Below are 15,970 nucleotides of genomic sequence, written 5' to 3' on the forward strand. Positions count from 1 at the left end.
CCGCCCCGCGCGCCTCCTACGTCCCCTGTGTTCCCGTCCGTCCCCGCGGCCCGCGGCCCAGCAGCTCCGCCAGCCCGCGCCGGGTCGCCGCGAGCACCACCCGGTCCTCCCCGCGCAGGACGTAGGTGCCGGGCAGGTTCCACACCAGGCCCGAGGCCCGGTCCGGGCGCTCGGCCGCCGCCTCCGGCGCCGCCGGCTCCCGCCGTGCGTCCGCGGTGATCCCCACGTCCAGCGCCAGCACCCGCCAGTACCCGGGTCGGAAGGCCTCCGCGAGCGTCCTGCCCTCGAGCTGCGGATGCCCGCCCACGTCCACGGACGCGAACAGCAGCACCCGCCGCTCCACCGGGATGGCCCCCAGGATCTGCCGGCCGAACATGGCGCCGGCGAACGCGGGCGCCGCCAGGTGCGTCACGCTCCGGCTGCGGGTCAGGGCGTGCGGGTGCGCGGCCCGCAGGGTGCGGTACACCGCGGTGGCGAAGTCGTCGTCGTACAGACGCAGCACCACCCGCAGGTCGGGGTGCACGGACCGCGCGTACAGCACGGCCTCCAGGTTCGTCGTGTCCGCGCTGGTCACGGCGAGCAGCGCGTGCGCGCGGTGGATCTTCGCGGCCTCCAGCACGCCCTCCTGCGTGACGTCCCCGAGCACCACCGGCACCCGCAGCCGCCGGGCCGTGGCCACACCGCGCGCCTCCGGGTCCGACTCCACGCACACCACGGGAATCCGCAGTTCCCGCAGCCGCGTCAGCACCCGGGTGCCGATCTTGCCGAGTCCCAGCAGGACGACGTGCCCGCCGAGCCCCCGCGGCGGTCTGCGCAGCGCGGACGCCGACCGGAACGTGCCCAGCGCCTCGAGTACCGCCGCCAGCACCACCGGCAGCAGCAGCACGCCCACCAGCCCGGTCAGCAGTTGCAGGAGCTGCCGTCCGACCGGTTCGCCGAGCGCCGGGTCGTCGATGGCGAACAGGTCGAGCAGCGTCAGGTACACCGCGCCCAGCGGATGGACCCCGGCCACCACCCACAGCGCCACCGCGAGCGCGAACACGCACGCCAGCAGGCCCGCCACCGTCCACCGCAGCCGCCGCGAGAACAGCGACGTCAGCGGAGGCACGGCCGCCGCCACCACACGCCGGGCGGACAACGGCTCACCGGCGCCGTACGAGACCTGCTCCAGCACCACGGTCCCGCGCCCGGTGGCCGCCTCCACCGCCGCCTCGTCCGGGAGCAGTTGCGGCCGCTGGTCGCCGCTGTCCTCGGAGCCGTCAGCTCCGGCCGGGTCGCTGCTCGTCGCGGACAGCAGGGCCAGGGTGCACAGTCCGGGGTCGGCGACCTGTCCCGGCGCGGGCGGTGGCCGCTCCACCGCGCGCAGCAGCAGTCCGTCGGTCTGGACGACCTTGCTGGTGCCCACGACGGCACTGGCGGCCAGCGCGGGCGCGGCGGTGTCCGCGTCGGACAGCACGGTCGTGGACGCGTCGGTGCCCGCCGCCGCGTCGCCGCCGACCGCCAGCGCGGCGGCCTGGTCGAGGAGTTCCTCGATGTGCTGGCCCAGCCGCCGGTTGTACAGGCGCACCACGAGCCGCAGCCGCGGGTTGAGACGGCGGGCGGTCAGCGCGGCGCGGATGTTGGTCTCGTCGTCGTCGTACACCAGGGCCAGCGCCGCCGCCCGCTCCACGCCCGCGTCCGCGAGCACGGCCTCGGTCAGTTCGGCGGCCTCCAGCAGCCGGTCCGGGCCTGTCGGCTGACCGCCCGTGCCGTTGCCGTTGCCGGTGCCGTTGGCACCCACTCCGGCCCGGCTCACGGCCGCGCTCACCACCCGGTCCACCCGGTCGAGCAGCGCCGAGGCCGTACGGGGCCGGCCCACCACCGGCGGCCGTACCGTGCGCTCGGAGGGCGGCACGACCAGTGTCACGTGCTCGCCGTACACCCCCCGCAACTCGGCGGCCAGCCGGTGCGCGAGCCCGTCGTCCCCGCACACCACCATGTGCGCGCCCGTGCCGTACGACACACCACCCTGATACGGAACGCTCCCCACGAGGGAAGAGACTGCCCTACCGAGACGGGTGGTTCCACCCTCCGCCCGGCTCCCGCGCGGCCCTCTGCCCGGGACCGTTCCGCGACGGGGCGCGGGGAGGGCGGTCCCGCGCGAGAATCGGACTATGGGACTCCGGTTCGGCCGGGCAATCCCTGGACGGGGATGGTCCGTATATACGGATGTGTCGAGATTCTGGTTCCCCGTGGGCCGGCTCCCGGACGAGGCTCTGCTGTCCGGGCTCGCCGCCGGTGATCCGGAACTCGCGGTCAGCTTCGTAAGAAGGTTCCAGCACCGGGTCTTCGGTGTCGCCGTCGCGGTCACCGGGGATCCCCAACTGGCGGAGGACATCGCACAACAGACATTCGAGCGGGCATGGCGGCACGCGCAGATCTACGACTCGCGCCGTGGGTCGGTCACGACGTGGCTGACCACCATCGCCCACAACCTCGCCATCGACGCCGTACGGTCGCGGCGTCAGGAGCCGGTGGCGCCGGAGGACCTCGACGCGATCCTGGACGTCGTCAGCGACACCCCCGAGCGGCACGCACTGGCCGACGAGGCGTCGTCCCGCTTGCGGGCCGCCGTGGCCGAACTGCCGCGCGAACAGGGCCGTGCCCTGGTGATGGCCGGCATCTACGGCATGACCGCCCAGCAGATCGCCGACTGGGAGCACATTCCGCTGGGCACCGCCAAGACACGGGTCAGGGCGGCGATGGGGAAGCTGCGCACCACCCTCGCCTCCTTCCAGCGAGGCGACCATGGCCAGTGAGACCAGCTGCGAGAAGCTCCGCGAGATCGGCGCCGAACTCGCGCTGGGCGTGCTGCCCGGCCGCGAGCGCGCCGGTGCCGTCGCGCATCTGGAAAGGTGCGCGGACTGCCGCGAGTACATCGCACAGCTCACTCTGCTGGGTGACCGGCTGATCGGGCTCCTGCCGGGGAGCGAGCCGCCGGTCGGGTTCGAGAGCCGGGTGGCGCAGGCGCTGACGCAGATGGCGGCGCACGAGAAGCGTCCGCACAGCCGGGCGCCGGGCATCCCGCGTCCGGGCCTGCTCGGCCGGCTGCGTCCTCGGGTCGCCGCCGCCGCGGGCGCGGTCGTCCTCGCCGTCGGCTTCGGCGGCTGGGCGGTCGGCACGGCGATCGAGTCCACGATGTCCCGGCCCCCCGCGACCGCCGCCGGGACGGGCATGCTGTGGGGCGGTCTCACCTCGGCCGACGCCGTCGGAAGGCCGGCCGGCGAGGTCTACGCCCACCCCGGCTCCCCGGGCTGGATCTACATGACCGTCAACCTCACCAGGACCGGCGGACCCCACGAGGGCAAGGTCACCTGCCGGCTGGTGCGCAAGGACGGCACCACCGTCCGCGTCGGCGACCTCACCCTGCACCGCGGCCGCGGCTCCTGGGGCGGCCCGGCCACCATCGACCCCGCGAAACTGGCCGGCGCGCGGGTGGTCGCCCCCGACGGCACCGTCCTGGCCAGAACCCACTTCGCCACGGGCGAGGACACGTCCTGAGGGCTGCCCGTCCCGGAGACGGCCGAGGAGGATCGCTCACGAACTCGGGAGCACGGTGCCCAGGGCCTCGGCCAGTGCGGGGAGCGTGGGGCGGTTCGCCGGGTCCAGGCTCAGGCAGGCGTCGACGGCCCCGGCGAGCGTGCGCGGCAGGCGGCGGCGCGACGCGACCGGCGGGGCGGCGTCCTCGAGGAGCGGGCACCGGACGCCGCCCGCGCCGTCCTCGCTCTCGGCCTCCTCGCCCTCCGGGAAGGGCACGTCACCGCAGGCCGTCTCGTACAGCGTGACGCCGATGCCCCACACATCGGCCGCGGCCGACAGCGGCCCGCCGCGCGCCTGCTCCGGCGAGCGGTAGTACAACGTGCCCGTCCCGCGCGGCGCGTCCCCGGGCGGCCGGGCCACGCTGAGGTCGAGCACCTTGACGTGTCCGCGGTCCACGACGATGTTGGCCGGCTTGAGGTCCAGGTGGAGCAGCCCCCGTCCGTGCAGGTAGTGCACCGCTGAGCACAGCTGCACCCCGAGAAGCGCCACGTCGGTTGCGCCCGGCCGGCGCCGCAGCCGGCCGAGGAGATGCGCGAGCGTCTCCCCGGTCAGCGTCTCCATGACGACGAGCGGCTCGGGCTCCGCGAACGTCTCGTACGCGCGGGCCAGGTGCGGGTGGGTGAAGTCGCGCAGCCACCCGCCCTCCCGCAGCAGCCTGGCGCCCAGCCCCGGGTCGCCACGCAGATCGGGGCGCAGCACCTTGATGACGCACCGGCAGGTCCGTTCCTCGCTCCAGGAGTCGTACAGGTCCAGCCAGCCCGTGCGGTCCAGGTGCCCGAGGATCTCGTAGCCGGGGACCGGGCGGGTGCCCGCGGGCAGCGGCGGCTCCACGGCCGTCCGCGTGGCGGCGGTCATGTCAGCACCGTGCCCTGCGGCGGCGGCCCCGTGGGCGCGGCCGCGTCGTGCAGCCGGTGCAGCCGCGCGTACGTGCCGCCGCGGGCCAACAGCTCGTCGTGGGTCCCGGACTCGGTGACCCGGCCCCGGTCGAGCACCACGATCCGGGTGGCGTCGCGGACCGTGAGCAGATTGTGGGAGATGACGACGGTGCTCCGGCCTGCCATGAGCCGGCGCAGCGGGTCCATGATGCGGCGGCCCGACAGGGCGTCCAGGCCGGTGGTGGGCTCGTCGAGCAGCAGCACGGGCGCGTCCCTGATCATCGCGCGGGCGATGGCGAGCCGCTGGCGCTGCCCGCCGGACAGTATCCGGCCGCGCTGTCCGACCACGGTGTCGTAGCCGTCAGGCAGCAGCCGGATGAACTCGTCGGCGTCCGCGGCGCGGGCGGCCTCGACGATCTCCGCTTCGGTGGCGCCGGGCCGGCCGTAGGCGATGTTCTCCCGCACCGTCCCGTGCAGGACGAGCGTCTCCTGGAGCACCACCGCGACGCTGTCGCGCACGTCGGTCAGGGCCAGTTCGCGCAGATCGGTGCCGTCGAGGCGGACGGCGCCCCGGTCGGGGTCGTAGAAGCGCAGTTGCAGCTTGGCCACCGTGGACTTCCCGGCCCCGCTCGCGCCCACCAGGGCCAGGGTCTCGCCGGGGCGGACGCGGAACGACACGTCCGACAGGGCCCAGCGGGACGTCTCGGGATAGCGGAAGGACACCCCGTCGAACTCGACCTCGCCGCGGGCCCGGCCGATCCGCCGCGCGTCCGGGGCCTCGCGGACCTGGGGCCGCTGGTCGAGCAGCTCCACGATGCGTTCGGCGGAGGCGGAGGCGGCGTAGAAGGTGGGGCCGAGGCGGGACAGGTCGCGGACCGGGCCGTAGAGCTTGCCGATCAGCGCCAGGAAGACCAGCAGCCCGCCCAGGGTGAGTTGCCCCTGCGTGAGCTTCCAGGTGCCGAGTCCCATGACGGCGAGTCCGCCGCACACCTCGATCAGCTCCACCAGCGGCCGGTAGACGGCCCGGATCCGCGTGGAGGCCATCGCGGCGCGGAAGCGGCCCACGCTCTCGCGCTCGAAGCGGCGCTGTTCCCAGTCCTGCCGGTTGTAGGCCTGCACCAGGGTCACGTTGCCCAGCGATTCCTCGGCCACCGCGCTGAGCGAGCCGCTGCGGCGCGTGCGTTCCCGCGACGCCTGCTTGGTCAGCCGGGAGAAGTGGCGGGCGGCGCCCCAGAACAGCGGCACGATGACGATCGCGAGGAGCGTGAGGTCCCAGCTCAGATAGAAGAGCAGGCCGAGGAAGACGCCCAGTCGCAGCAGGTCGTAGAAGACGTCCGCCACGCCGGAGAGCAGGAGCGTCTCGACGGACTCCACGTCCCCCGTGATCCGCGACAGCACGTCCCCGAGCCGGCGCCGTTCGAAGAACCCCGGCGACAGCCCCTGGACGTGCCGGAAGACGTCGGAGCGCAGGGAGAGCAGGAAGCGTTCGCTGACGTACGCGGAGGTCACGTCGTCGGCGAAGCCGAAGACGCCGGAGAGGAGGATCAGCCCCGCGTAGGTGGGCGCGATCCAGACGAACGGACGCAGGTCCCGTGGGACGAGCACCTCGTCCACCAAGATCTTGAACAGCCACAGTTCGGCCGCGTCGACGAGGGGGCCCGTCGTACTGAGCAGGAGAAGCGGCGCGAGCCAGCCACGGCGCCCTCGGGTGTAGGGCCAGAAACGCCGGAACACCTCACGCAGCGGCAGCGGCGGGGCGGCCGTGACCACGCCCTGCTCGTCCGCCCCCACCGACAGCAGGCGGCTCAGGACGTACTGACGGAGCGGACCGGCTCCCTGGGGCTCCGGTCCGCTCCGCTCCGAGTCAGCTGGGGTGGCCAAAATCAGTAACCGTGACGGTGGCCTCGCGACCCGCGGTCGCCGCGGTCGCGGCGGTCACCACGGTCGCCGCGGTCGTTGTCGCCACGGCCGCCGTGGTCGCCGTGACCTCCGTGGTCGCCGCCGTGACCGCCGTGGCCACCGCCGTGATCACGGCTCAGGGCGGGGAACAGTGCAGTGAAGATCGCCATCGCTTTCCTCCTGATGGAACATGTCTCGCAGGGGATACGTCCCGGATCAGGAATCGGATGGCGCCTCAGGTCAAAACGGGGCAAACGCCTTCCGGTGGGGGTTGACGCCCCCGGTCACAGTCCGCAGGAGCCGCGGTCCAGGTGGAAGAACCGGGCGTTGGCCCAGCGGCACAGCCAGATGCCGACGGCGACACCGCCGATGGTGACCAGAGCGGGCAGGTAACCGCCGGCGACCTGGATGATCGGGATCGCCGGGCAGCCGCCCGAGATCGCCCACCCCGTGCCGAACAGCACCGCGCCGGGGATCACACCGGCGTGGATGCGCCCGGGGGTCCGGCGCACCCGCAGCAGGGCGAACGCGACCACGATGATCGCGACGGCGCCCGCGAAGGACAGGAACATCCGCAGGTCCTGGAAGGTGAACATGCGGTTCAGCTCGGCGTAGTCGCCGAAGCCGATGTTGGAGACGGTGAAGCCGAGTGCCAGCCCGGTGATGATGTTGGCCAGCAGGATCGCGCCGCGGGTACGCATCAGATCACCTTCCACAGGAGGAACGACACACCGACGGCGGTGCCGAAGAACACGGCGGTCGCGACGATGCTGACCGGGCGCAGCCGGCCGCAGCCGCTCAGCCCGTGGCCGGAGCTGCACCCGCCGGCCAGCCGGGTGCCGAAGCCGACCAGCACCCCGCCCAGGAAGAGCACGACGACCATGGTGACCGGATCGGAGGTGACCAGGTCCCGGAACCCCGGGCCCATGTCGTGGCGGATCTTGAACCGTCCGGACACGAGCGAGGCGATCAGGCCGCCCAGGAAGATCGACACCAGCAGGGCGGCCTGGGTGACGAGGGGGGCGGGGCGCTGACTCGTGACCGGTTCGACGCCGGGGCCGGGCGCGGGCGGCTGCGGGTCCCCGTACGGAGGCTGGGCCGAGGCCGGCGCGCCGGGCAGCGTTCCGAAGTGCTCCGCGGTGGCCGCGGCGAGGGCTTCGGCGAGCGCCTGATCGTCGGCGAACTCGTCGTCCATCTTCTCCAGACGGCGTTCGCTGCGCCAGTGCAGCACGCGGTCCCAGGCGGACGACACCCCGAAGGACCGGTCGGTGGTGAGGGTGTAGTTGACGGTGACCAGGGCGAGCCCGACCGCGCCCGCCCACCAGGGCCAGTAGTTCATGCCGGACCTCTCATCCAGTCGGCGAGCCGGCCCAGCAAGCCGCGCTTCGGACCGGGAGCCCGCCCCGTGCGCGGAGCGGGGTGGTCCGAATGCCGGGGGCCCGGTATGTGGGGTGGTGACGGTTGGTACGTCGGGGCCGGTGCCGGGGGCGCCGCCCCGAACCAGGCCGAGTTCTCCGGTTGTCCGGGGCCGGGCGGGGACGGCTCAGGCGGGCCGGCCGGTACCGCCTGGGACCAGGCGCCCGGGTGCTGCGGCTGGGGGTGGGGGTGAACATGCGGCTGGGGATGCGCCTGGGGCTGGGGAGCCTGCGTGGTGTTGGTCGCGCTGGACCGGCCCGTACGGGTCTCGCCTTCGAGGTGCCGCGCCGTCGCTCCGTTGGGCAGCAGGCTGATCGGCACGCGCTCACCGGTGAGTGACAACTGGTAGCGGGCACAGTCGTGCCACTGGTCCGTGCTGTCGCAGTAGTAGTCGCGCCACCCCTGCAAGCTCGCCCTGAGCAAGGGGAAAAGGGGGCATCCCACAGCGTGCGAGCAACCCACGTTGCTCCCTCCTGACCGGCGCGGACCGCCCGTTCGCAAAGGGGCGGTCGCCGTTTCCTGGTTCCTGTCCTTGCCACGCCCGATCGACGATCACAAAACGTCCGGGAATTCGGCACAGAGCCGCATTGTGACTGCCAGTCACCGCGTTCAGCCGAGATGGAACCACTTTCCCGGTGCCCTGGGCAACCCGAATGGGTTTTCCGGTCGAACCACTTGACATTCCCTCAGTGAGATACACCACGCGAAAGATCCATTCGCCTGCCTCTGATGTCCGGATATTTTCCGGCCGACGGTCAGGACTTGATCGCGATCAGGTCACATGATCCCGCACGCTGCGGACGTGCGTCGGTCGTTTGTGGAGAGAGTGCGAATATTCGACGGGGTTGTGGGGGGAGCGTGAGAATTGCAGGTCCTAAATGAATTCGGCGGCCGGGATCTTTCCCGGTCGCCGAATTAACGGACCAGCGCCTTACGTCAGTTCGATGCGGTGGTGCCGGACTTCAACTCGCCTATGAACGAGGCCCAGGAGCCGGCGCCGAAGGCCAGCGAGGGACCGTCCGGGACCTTGCTGTCACGAACGGGGACGATGTCCTTGAGCCCGTCCGCGACCTCCACGCAGTCGCCCCCAGCCTGATTGCTGTAGCTGCTCTTGCGCCAAGCGGCGCCGTTCGGATCGGGACGGGACGTTCGCTCCACGGTGGTTGCCCTCCATCACGCTTCGGATCATGTCGAGCGACATGAGAGGGGGCAGGGCGGCTGCCCGTAGCCGATCGTAAATCACCGTGTAGCGACTGACGTTGGTCGGTTCCTCGATGAGTCGTCCATAGTCCGAGCCCTCTGTGTAGGCGGCCTCTGAACCGTCGGGGAGAGTGAGAAGTGTCAGTGATCCGCCCATCGCCTCGTGTCCGCCCTGGTCGAAGGGCAGCACCTGCACGGTGGTGCGACGGTCCGCTGCCGCATTGAGCAACTCCCCCAATTGCTCTCGCATCACGGCCAGGCTGCCGATCGGACGCCGCAGCACGGCCTCGTCGAGAATCACCCACAGCTCCGGTCGGCCGGGCGAACGAAGCCGTTCCTGTCGCCCCAGCCGGGCCGCGACGCGTTCCTCCAGCTGGTCCTCGTCGGCGAGTAGCGCGTCCAGGCTCAGAACGGCTCGCGCGTACTGTTCCGTCTGGAACAACCCCGGCACGACGTGCGCCGCGTACTGCCTGATGGACAGGGCGCGCTCGGAGTAGGCCATGAACGCCCTCGACCAGTCCGGGAACGCCTCCCGGTACACGTAGGGCCACAGCTCGACGAGCAGGTTGTCCGCGCCGAGGGCCGCGTCGAGCGCGCGGGCCAGTTCTAGGGTGGGCTTGGCGCCGGAGGCGCGCTCGATCTGGGTGATCCGGGTGCTCACCACGTGTGTCCTGGCGCCGAGTTCGGCCTGGGTGAGTCCGGCCGCCGTACGGAGTCTGCGCACCCGTGCACCGAACAGCGCCGCCATGGACGTACTGGGGTCGATTCCCTTGGCCAAGGCGTTACTTCCGTTTCTTATGAGCTGAAAGGTAAGGCTGCGCCGTCTTCCGAGCGTAGGGCCGGTGGACGACTCTTGAGTACGGAACGTGACGACTCGTGCACTTTGCGGGAAGGAAGACAGGCCGTGCTGGCAGGAACGACCACACCGGAAGAGGGCGTAGCGCCCGACTCCCGTCACTTCGCGGCGCAGTTCGCCGCGACTCCGCGAGGCGCGAGGCTGGCCCGGCGCCTGGCCGTGCGGCACATCGAGGAGTGGGGGCACCCGCCGGACTCGGACACGTCGTGCACGATCGCGCTCGTGGTCGGCGAACTCGTGGCGAACGCCGTGCGGCACGGCCGGGCGCCGGGCCATGAGTTCGCTCTCGGGCTCGCCCTCGACGCAGCGACGGGCGTCATGCGCATCGAGGTGGCGGACGCCTCGCCCAAACACCCTCCGGCGACCGCCCCCTCATCCCACCCCGACGGCGAATCGGGCCGCGGCCTGCTCCTGGTGGACGCCCTGGCCCTGCGCTGGGGCTGGACACCTCGTCACCCCGTGGGCAAGACGGTCTGGGCCGAGGTCGGCGGCCCTTCCGGCAAGGCCGGTTGAGCACCGTCCGTCAGTTCGGGGCCCGTTATGTTGACGGGAACATCCGACAGGTGGGGCGCGGCGACCCGCTGCCCGCGGCCTCGCCGCTTCCGATGACGCTTTCGGACGTCACCCGCCGTGTGCAGCAGGACCGCACGCGGGCCGTCGAGGAGCGTCCGGTCCGCTTGACTGGTTTCGTCACCTCGGGCAAGCAGGGCGACGGCCGGACCTTGCCCCGGATCGTCATCTCCTGCTGTGCGGCGGACGCCCAGTCCGTGAAGGTACGGATCCACGGCACCCCGGCCCCGCCGGCCGACAGCTGGGTGGCCGTCACGGGCACCTGGCACCCCGGTGGAACGCTGGGCACGAGCTCCGCGCCCGCCGCGCTCGACGCCCGTTCCGTGGAGAAGACCGACAAGCCGGCGAACGCGTACACCGACGCCCTGCCGCTCACTCCCACGAGGTGAGGCGGGCGCACGCCCTGGGGCGGAGTGCTCCAGTGCGCCCGGCTGTCACTCGCCCTCATCCCTGCTAGCTTCCGATTGATTGACGCTGGCCAGGCACCCACGGGGCCTGGCCAGTCCGTTCTGCTCAAGGGGGAGCAATCGGATGACGTCCATCCTCATCTTCGCCGCCGGAGTGGCGCTGCTGATCTACAGTGCCGAGAAGCTGATCACCTACCTGGTCGGCGCCGCGCGCGGCCTGGCGATCTCGCTGTTCCTGCTGGCCATCGTGTTCACCGGGATCGAGTTCGACGACCTCGCCTTCGGTGTGGTGCTCAACGTCGAGGGCCTGGAAGACGTCGCGCTCGGCGTCGTCTTCGGAACCGTCATCTCGCTGTCGGGCCTGGTGCTCGCGATCGCCGCCCTCGTCGCACCCTGCCGGGTGGAGATCCCCAAGGACTACATCGCGTTGTTCGCGATCGCTCCGTTGATCCTGATCGTGCCGGCACTGCTCGGCGAGTTGGGGACCGTCTTCGCGATCGTTCTCGTCCTGCTGTTCGTGCTGTTCGTCGCCTACATCGCCTACCGCGAGTCCCGCCGGGCGCTGCCGACGTTCAGGAGCGCGGAAGTACTCGAAGCGGTGGACAGTCCCGAACTCGTCGGCGTGGCCGCCGGGACGGCCGGGGGCGCGGGGGGTGGTGCAGGGGACCGGGATCAGGGCTCCGGTGGCCTCTACGAGACCGGCCAGGTCGGCGCGGCGAAGTCGGCCAACCGGCCGGGATGGATGCTGCTCGGACTGGCGCTCCTCGCGCTGACCGGGATCGTCGTCGGCGCCTGGATCATGACGAGGGGAACCGAGGGCATCCTGGAGGACTTCGCGATCAGCGGCACTGTCTTCGGGGCGACGATCGCGACGCTGGTGCTGTCCCTGGAGGACATCTTCCTGACCGCGGAGCCGGCCCGGCGGGGCGCGCCCGCGATCGGCGTCGGCAACGTCATCGGCAGCGTGGTGTTCTCGGTGACCGCGAAGGTGGGCATCATCACCCTGGCCGGCGGCGCGCTCGTGATCACCCGGGAAATCTTCAGCTGGCACCTGCCGGCCCTCGTGGCGATCAACGGGTTCGCCGCCTACGCACTTCTCACCGGGCACCTCAGGCGCTGGCACGGCGCGGTGCTGCTGGTGGCCTACATCGCCTACTGGGCCATCAGCTTCTCCGTGTTCGGGCTGGTTCCCGTCGACGACGCCCCGGGCTCCGACGACGACGCGCGGCGACCGGGCATCGAGGCCCCGGCGGTTCCGGGCGCGCCCGCCCATGCCCGCTCCGTATCACTCGGTTGGCAATACGCGCACGACCCGTCATTGCAGAAAGTGTCGATACTGTGACGTTCCGTGTCCGAACCACCTGGAGATCTCCGAGATGACCACCTCCGTGCAGCTCGACCGCATCAAGACGCGCTTCGACAGCTGGGACGTGAACGGCGACGGCCGCATCGACAGGGCCGACTTCGACGCCGAGTCCAAGCGCATCCTGCGGGCCTTCGGCGAAGCTCCCGGCTCCCCGAGAAGCCGCGTGCTGAGCGAGGCCTACCTGGGCATGTGGAACTTCTTCGCCGGCAAGGCCGGGATCGACAAGGAGAACGGCCGGCTGACCGCCGAGCAGTTCCACGACATCGTCAAGGAACACGTCCTGGAGAACGGCGGCACGGACTTCGGGAAGGCCGTCAAGCCGACCGTCCAGGCCATGATCGAGCTGGCGGACGTGGATGACGACGACCAGATCAGCCCGACCGAGTTCAAGACCTGGCTGGACGCCATGGGGGTCGAGAACATCGACCCGGCCGACGCGTTCCGCCAGATGCAGACCAACGGCGACGACCAGCTCTCCGCCGACGAACTGGTCCAGGCCGTCCGCGCCTACCACCTGGGCGAGATCGACGTACCGCTGCTCGGCCACTGAGCAGAGGAGATATCCCTGGAGGTCGTGCCGTAGTACCGGACACGACGCCGGTCGCCAGAGCTTTGCCCCCGCGTCGAGGGCGCGAGGGCAAAAGCGTACGTCGAGGAGAAACGGGGTGATGCGGCGACATCCAGGCTTGGCGTCAACGGGCTTGGACGTCGGCGCATCGCGGCGGCTGCGAAGTACAGCAACCCATGCCGCCCAGTTTTTCACTCGTATCCCTGGTAGTCGCGCTGATTCATGAACCCCCAGGTTGTTGTTTCGGTTGTGTATGCGCAGGTGGAGGCGGTTGTAACCGTTTCCGTAATCGTTGTTGCGGTCGTATCGGTGGTAGCCGCCGCCCCACCTGTGACCGTAGCCGCCATAGCCACCGCCGTAGCCGCCGCCGTAGCCGTGACCGCCACCGCCGTAGCCGCCGCCGTGACCGTCACCGCCACCGCCGCCGCGGTCGCCGTAGTCGCTGCTGTAACCGGAATGGTGACCCTGGTCGTAGCTCAAGTCATGCGCCGAAGCGGTCCCCGCCGCGCCGATCGCCGCGCCGCCGGCCACGACCACACCGCTGCGGACACCGCGAGAAGGCGCTTGACGCGCTGTGCTCGCATGGGTAATACCTTTCCTTCCATCGCCTCACGCAAGGGAACCGCGCGAGGTTGATGGCCGCGCCCGCCGAATGAGACGGAGTGGCGCGGTCTTAGGCGCCGCCGCTGATGAGAGCACGTCCCGATGCCGTCACGCCGCCCGCCCGGGTTCCACGGGCGGGCGCTGCGACCAGGGCCCCGCTGAGGAGCCTCGCCGGACGAGGCGTGACCCGATCGCGGCTTCACTTGCAGACGCTAGTCCGTTCACAAGTCGACATCCAGTCCGTCGACCAGGTCCGGCCCGACCTGGCAGGGTCGGGCACACCAGCCAGGGTGGTTGGCCCTCCGAGCACGACAGAGGCCCATTCGCGATCACGCGAATGGGCCTCTGACTGGCGTCGGGGTGGCGGGATTTGAACCCACGACCTCTTCGTCCCGAATGAGGTCCGGTTGCTGACCTTGCCAGCTCGGATGGCGTTTGCCCTGGTCAGAGCGTCGGGTTGGCGTGGTCTCGAGTGGTCTCGAAGGGGCTCGGAGAGTGAGTCGGCTCCCCGATGGCTCCCAGAAGGACCCTCATCTGCCACCTCAGGCTGGTCGGCGCCGACGGACTGGCGATCCGCCTTCTGGCGCGCGTGCACTGGGGCGGTCGGCAGAGATGAGACCTGCGCATTACGAGGGCTGGTGGGGGTGTGCCGGGTGGTTCCGGACGGTGCTCCGCTGGGCGGATCTGTCTGGTCAGAGCCCGTGACAGGTGTCGCGCGGCCTTCTCAGTGATGCCCTGCGCGGCACCGTCCGCCCACGCACAGCGGACCACTCGGCAGCATGTGGGTCAGATCTGCCCGAGGTCGATCTGCACCGGGAAGGGGGCCGTGACCTTGAGGACACCGGTGAACACGTCCCCGTCCCGGTAGGTCTTCGTCGCAGGGTCGAGCACGTAGGTATACACCAGAGGAACACCTGTCGCGGCCTGCTCAATCCGCCAGTAGAAGCCGATGCCTGCCTTGGCGTACTGGTCGACCTTCACGACCCGGTCGGTGGTCTCCGAGCCCGGTGATACCACCTCCGCCACCAGCAGTACGTGCTCGGGCCGGGTGGGCGTGACGTCGATCGTGTCCGCGCGGTACACCACGATGTCCGGGCGGCGATTGGTCAGCGGGACGTCCTGGAGCCGGACGTCGAAGTCCGTGTCCGCGTTCCAGTCCGGCCCCGCGGCGGCATCCAGGGCGTTTGCCAGGATCCGGGCCAGCCGGTTGTGCCGCTTGGACGCACTCGGGCTCACGACGACCATCCCGTCAACGATCTCGATGCCGGCGCACTGCTCCTCGGACCAGGACTCGTACTCCTCCGCCGTGATCTGCTCGTGCATCCACGCCGGGGCCACCATCTCGGCCGTCATGAAGCACCTCCCGGACACTGTGCGGCGGGCCCGATCCCGCTCGGTTCAGCGTACTGTCTCCAGCCCGTCGGGCACTCTGCCTCAGGGCTATCGGACATCGGCAACATGCGTGCTGGCCTTGTGGGCGACGCCACCTCCGGAGCTGCGCCGCTGATCAGCGGCGGCCTGCGCTGCCTCGCTGCGGTCGCCGCAGTGGGAGCCGTCAGGGTGGACCTGCGTCGGCCCGTCACAGCGTCCGCCCACACCCCAGCCAGCCCGTAGCCCAGAGCTTCCGGGGATCGGTCTAGGCCATCGAGGGACCCGACGGCATGGAAGTTGATCTCCTCGACAGCATCGTGACCGTCTACCTGGGCGGAGCGCTTCTGAGTGGGAGGAGCTTCGGGAGCGCGTCGGCCCCCAAATGGCTTTCCAGACTCGATGCCTACTGCAACTTCTAATCGGATGCGGTTGCGGCCGGCAGCCCCGTTTCGGGCGTCATGTGGCCGATCCCGGCATCCACGATCCACTCAGCGGCCATGGGATCGAGTTTCCACGGGCTCTCCAGCAGCGCGGCACGCATAACGTCACGGTCTTGCACGGAGGGCGGCTCGGCGCCCAGTTTCTTCTTCCGCTCACCGTTGGAACCCCAATGAGAGTCGGTCGCATCGTCAAGGACGCGAATGAAGCGTTCGACGCGGTCGGGCCATGCGGGATGCGCCCACCACCGGGAGCAGGCCAGGGCACCGTGGCAGGCGGTGCGCAGCAGACCGAATCGGACGCCCTTGTCCTCCATCTGTCCGGTAAAGCCGCCGAGGACCCGATCCGCGTGGTCCTCGTACTCTTCGAGGTCTTCCCTGGAGCGAGCCAGTTCGCCGAGAGTCATTCCGGTGGGGAGCCTGCGCTCAGCATTCGTCAGCCATCGGAAGAGACGACCGGCAAGGACGTCCACGTCCTCCGCGTCGGTCCTCGCCAGTGCGGTGCTGTTCGCCGAAGTGATCCCCGACTCGATGCACCAACCCTTCAGGCGCCGACGTATGGCATCCGTGGTGTAGCTGTTGATGCGCATCATGTCGCCGTCCGACAGTCGGCCCTCGGCGTGCCAGTTCTCGATGCAGCTGTTCCGCCAGGCGCCGTTGGTGATGCCGATCGCTACGAGGTCCAGCAATGTGGCCAGGTGGCTGGGGTCCGCGCCGGCCTTGCTGCGAAGGGTCTCCTCCATGACCTCGTCGGTCATCATGGCCTGCGCTTCTTGAAGCATGCGCTGCACTTCGGGGGACATGTCGTCGTCGTTGACCATGT

The 15,970-nt window shown here is 70.6% G+C and carries 15 protein-coding genes and 1 pseudogene; 6 read left to right on the forward strand and 10 right to left on the reverse strand.

What is annotated here, in order from left to right; translation table 11 throughout:
* Positions 1–16 precede the first annotated feature (16 nt).
* Complete coding sequence (locus tag ACIOWN_RS20200) at positions 17–1,978, reverse strand: NAD-binding protein (protein ID WP_401983084.1); 1,962 nt, start codon at positions 1,976–1,978, stop codon at positions 17–19.
* A gap of 232 nt (positions 1,979–2,210) precedes the next feature.
* Between ACIOWN_RS20200 and ACIOWN_RS20205 the strand changes: the two genes are divergently transcribed.
* Together ACIOWN_RS20205 and ACIOWN_RS20210 are read left to right on the forward strand one after the other, a co-directional pair.
* Positions 2,211–2,798, forward strand: a complete 588-nt coding sequence (locus ACIOWN_RS20205) for an RNA polymerase sigma factor (RefSeq protein ID WP_100568443.1) — start codon at positions 2,211–2,213, stop codon at positions 2,796–2,798.
* Positions 2,788–3,540, forward strand: coding sequence for a hypothetical protein (locus ACIOWN_RS20210; protein WP_362350023.1), 753 nt, complete (start codon positions 2,788–2,790; stop codon positions 3,538–3,540). The genes ACIOWN_RS20205 and ACIOWN_RS20210 overlap by 11 nt, the downstream gene beginning before the upstream one ends.
* Positions 3,541–3,576: 36 nt before the next feature.
* On the opposite strand, the gene ACIOWN_RS20215 is transcribed toward ACIOWN_RS20210, so the two are convergent.
* The 7 genes from ACIOWN_RS20215 to ACIOWN_RS20245 all read right to left on the reverse strand — a co-directional run bounded on the left by ACIOWN_RS20215 (position 3,577) and on the right by ACIOWN_RS20245 (position 9,717).
* Positions 3,577–4,434, reverse strand: a complete 858-nt coding sequence (locus tag ACIOWN_RS20215) for a serine/threonine-protein kinase (RefSeq protein WP_401983011.1) — start codon at positions 4,432–4,434, stop codon at positions 3,577–3,579.
* Positions 4,431–6,335 carry an ABC transporter ATP-binding protein gene (locus tag ACIOWN_RS20220; protein ID WP_401983013.1) on the reverse strand — a complete coding sequence of 635 codons (1,905 nt, stop codon included), beginning with the start codon at positions 6,333–6,335 and terminating at the stop codon, positions 4,431–4,433. Before ACIOWN_RS20220 ends, ACIOWN_RS20215 begins: the two co-directional genes overlap by 4 nt.
* A complete protein-coding gene (locus tag ACIOWN_RS20225; RefSeq protein WP_362350031.1) occupies positions 6,319–6,474 on the reverse strand; it encodes a hypothetical protein in 156 nt (51 codons plus the stop codon). The genes ACIOWN_RS20220 and ACIOWN_RS20225 overlap by 17 nt, the downstream gene beginning before the upstream one ends.
* Positions 6,475–6,637: 163 nt before the next feature.
* A complete protein-coding gene (locus tag ACIOWN_RS20230) occupies positions 6,638–7,054 on the reverse strand; it encodes a YeeE/YedE thiosulfate transporter family protein (protein ID WP_362350034.1) in 417 nt (138 codons plus the stop codon).
* Entirely contained in the window at positions 7,054–7,692 is a 639-nt protein-coding gene (locus ACIOWN_RS20235; protein WP_401983015.1) for a YeeE/YedE family protein, read from the reverse strand. Before ACIOWN_RS20235 ends, ACIOWN_RS20230 begins: the two co-directional genes overlap by 1 nt.
* Positions 7,693–8,705: 1,013 nt before the next feature.
* Positions 8,706–8,846 carry a DUF397 domain-containing protein gene (locus tag ACIOWN_RS20240; RefSeq protein ID WP_383731107.1) on the reverse strand — a complete coding sequence of 47 codons (141 nt, stop codon included), beginning with the start codon at positions 8,844–8,846 and terminating at the stop codon, positions 8,706–8,708.
* Entirely contained in the window at positions 8,803–9,717 is a 915-nt protein-coding gene (locus ACIOWN_RS20245; protein ID WP_401983017.1) for a Scr1 family TA system antitoxin-like transcriptional regulator, read from the reverse strand. Before ACIOWN_RS20245 ends, ACIOWN_RS20240 begins: the two co-directional genes overlap by 44 nt.
* Positions 9,718–9,873: 156 nt before the next feature.
* On the opposite strand from ACIOWN_RS20245, the gene ACIOWN_RS20250 reads away from it, so the two are divergent.
* From ACIOWN_RS20250 to ACIOWN_RS20265, 4 genes and pseudogenes are all read left to right on the forward strand, one after another.
* Positions 9,874–10,338 (forward strand): ATP-binding protein, encoded by a 465-nt coding sequence (locus ACIOWN_RS20250; RefSeq protein ID WP_401983019.1) that lies wholly within the window; start codon positions 9,874–9,876, stop codon positions 10,336–10,338.
* Positions 10,339–10,400: 62 nt separating this feature from the next.
* Positions 10,401–10,784, forward strand: a pseudogene (locus ACIOWN_RS20255) (TIGR03943 family protein); the annotation flags it as partial.
* 142 nt (positions 10,785–10,926) lie between these two features.
* Entirely contained in the window at positions 10,927–12,144 is a 1,218-nt protein-coding gene (locus tag ACIOWN_RS20260; RefSeq protein ID WP_401983021.1) for a sodium:calcium antiporter, read from the forward strand.
* A 34-nt stretch (positions 12,145–12,178) separates the two neighbouring features.
* Entirely contained in the window at positions 12,179–12,718 is a 540-nt protein-coding gene (locus ACIOWN_RS20265) for an EF-hand domain-containing protein (RefSeq protein ID WP_362350045.1), read from the forward strand.
* Positions 12,719–14,125: 1,407 nt separating this feature from the next.
* Here ACIOWN_RS20265 and ACIOWN_RS20270 read toward each other — a convergent pair.
* Positions 14,126–14,692 (reverse strand): Uma2 family endonuclease, encoded by a 567-nt coding sequence (locus ACIOWN_RS20270; RefSeq protein WP_326803423.1) that lies wholly within the window; start codon positions 14,690–14,692, stop codon positions 14,126–14,128.
* A gap of 433 nt (positions 14,693–15,125) precedes the next feature.
* Positions 15,126–15,968 carry a hypothetical protein gene (locus tag ACIOWN_RS20275; protein ID WP_401347878.1) on the reverse strand — a complete coding sequence of 281 codons (843 nt, stop codon included), beginning with the start codon at positions 15,966–15,968 and terminating at the stop codon, positions 15,126–15,128.
* Between the last annotated feature and the right edge of the window lie 2 nt (positions 15,969–15,970).

The sequence above is a fragment of the Streptomyces sp. NPDC087787 genome, from assembly GCF_044743035.1.
Classification (GTDB): domain Bacteria; phylum Actinomycetota; class Actinomycetes; order Streptomycetales; family Streptomycetaceae; genus Streptomyces.